Raw genomic sequence first — 1,820 nt, forward strand, 5'->3', positions numbered from 1 at the left:
GGCGCGATCTTCCACCTGATGACCCACGCCTTCTTCAAGGCCCTGCTGTTCCTTGCTTCCGGTGCGGTGATCGTTGCCTGCCACCACGAGCAGAACATCTTCAAGATGGGCGGTCTGTGGAAGAAACTGCCACTGGCCTACGCCAGCTTCATCGTCGGCGGCGCGGCCCTGGCGGCCCTGCCTCTGGTCACCGCGGGCTTCTACTCCAAGGACGAAATCCTCTGGGAAGCGTTCGCCAGCGGCAACGAAGGTTTGCTGTATGCAGGTCTGGTCGGCGCGTTCATGACCTCGTTGTACACCTTCCGCCTGATCTTCATCGCGTTCCACGGTGAAGCGAAGACCGAAGCCCACGCCGGTCACGGCATTGCCCACTGGCTGCCACTGTCGGTTCTGATCGTACTGTCGACTTTCATCGGCGCAATGATCGTTCCACCGCTGCACGGCGTGCTGCCGCAAAGCGTCGGCCATGCCGGCGGCGAAGCCAAGCACAGCCTGGAAATCGCTTCGGGCGCCATCGCCCTGGCCGGTATCCTGCTGGCCGCGCTGCTGTTCCTCGGCAAGCGTCGCTTCGTCACCGCCATCGCCAACAGCGGCATCGGCCGTTTCCTTTCGGCCTGGTGGTTCGCTGCCTGGGGCTTCGACTGGATCTACGACAAACTGTTCGTCAAGCCTTACCTGGCGATCAGCCACATCCTGCGCAAAGACCCGCTCGATCAGACCATCGGTTTGATCCCGCGCATGGCCAAAGGCGGTCACACCGCCCTGAGCCGTACCGAGACCGGTCAACTGCGTTGGTATGCCGCCTCGATGGCTGCTGGTGCCGTGCTGGTTATTGGCGCCGTCGTGCTGGTAGCGGTCTGATATGAACCTTGCGAATTTGCGAAAGGAAACGAGCCCGTCATGATTCTGCCTTGGCTAATCCTGATCCCCTTCATCGGCGGCCTGCTGTGCTGGATGGGTGAGCGCTTCGGCGCCACCCTCCCCCGCTGGATTGCGCTGATCACCATGTCCCTGTTGCTTTGCCTCGGCCTCTGGCTGTGGGCCAACGGTGATTATTCATTTGCCCCGGCGCCTGGCGCCGACCCGACCTGGGCGCTTGAGTTCAAGCACGTCTGGATCCAGCGGTTTGGCATCAACGTGCACCTGGCCCTCGATGGCCTGTCGCTGTTGATGATCATGCTGACCGGTCTGCTGGGTGTACTTTCGGTACTCTGCTCGTGGAAAGAGATCCAGCGTCACGTTGGCTTTTTCCACCTGAACCTGATGTGGATCCTGGGCGGTGTCGTCGGCGTGTTCCTCGCCCTCGACCTGTTCATGTTCTTCTTCTTCTGGGAAATGATGCTGGTGCCGATGTACTTCCTCATCGCGCTCTGGGGTCACAGTTCTTCGGACGGCAAGAAAACCCGGATCTACGCAGCGACCAAGTTCTTCATCTTCACTCAGGCTTCCGGCCTGATCATGTTGGTGGCGATCCTCGGCCTGGTGCTGGTCAACTTCAACGAAACCGGCGTGATTACTTTCAACTACGCCGACCTGTTGAAAACCAAGATGTCGATGACCACCGAGTACATCCTGATGCTCGGCTTCTTCATCGCCTTCGCGGTCAAGCTGCCAGTCGTACCGTTCCACTCCTGGCTGCCTGATGCTCACGCCCAGGCACCGACCGCAGGTTCTGTCGACCTCGCCGGTATCTTGCTGAAGACCGCTGCCTACGGCCTGTTGCGTTTCGCCCTGCCGCTGTTCCCGAATGCCTCGGCCGAGTTCGCGCCGATCGCCATGACCCTGGGTCTGATCGGGATTTTCTACGGCGCGTTCCTGGC

General features: G+C 60.6%; 2 protein-coding genes. Both read left to right on the top strand.

All coding sequences use genetic code 11. The features are described 5' to 3' along the window. A partial coding sequence (locus tag D8V06_RS30690; RefSeq protein ID WP_277751281.1) for a proton-conducting transporter membrane subunit occupies positions 1 to 861 on the top strand: 861 nt, incomplete at its 5' end. A gap of 39 nt (positions 862 to 900) precedes the next feature. Then, on the top strand, positions 901 to 1,820 hold a 920-nt coding region (locus tag D8V06_RS02510; protein WP_130930380.1), incomplete at its 3' end, for an NADH-quinone oxidoreductase subunit M.

Source organism: Pseudomonas sp. Sample_24, from assembly GCF_004307605.1.
Classification (GTDB): Bacteria; Pseudomonadota; Gammaproteobacteria; order Pseudomonadales; family Pseudomonadaceae; genus Aquipseudomonas.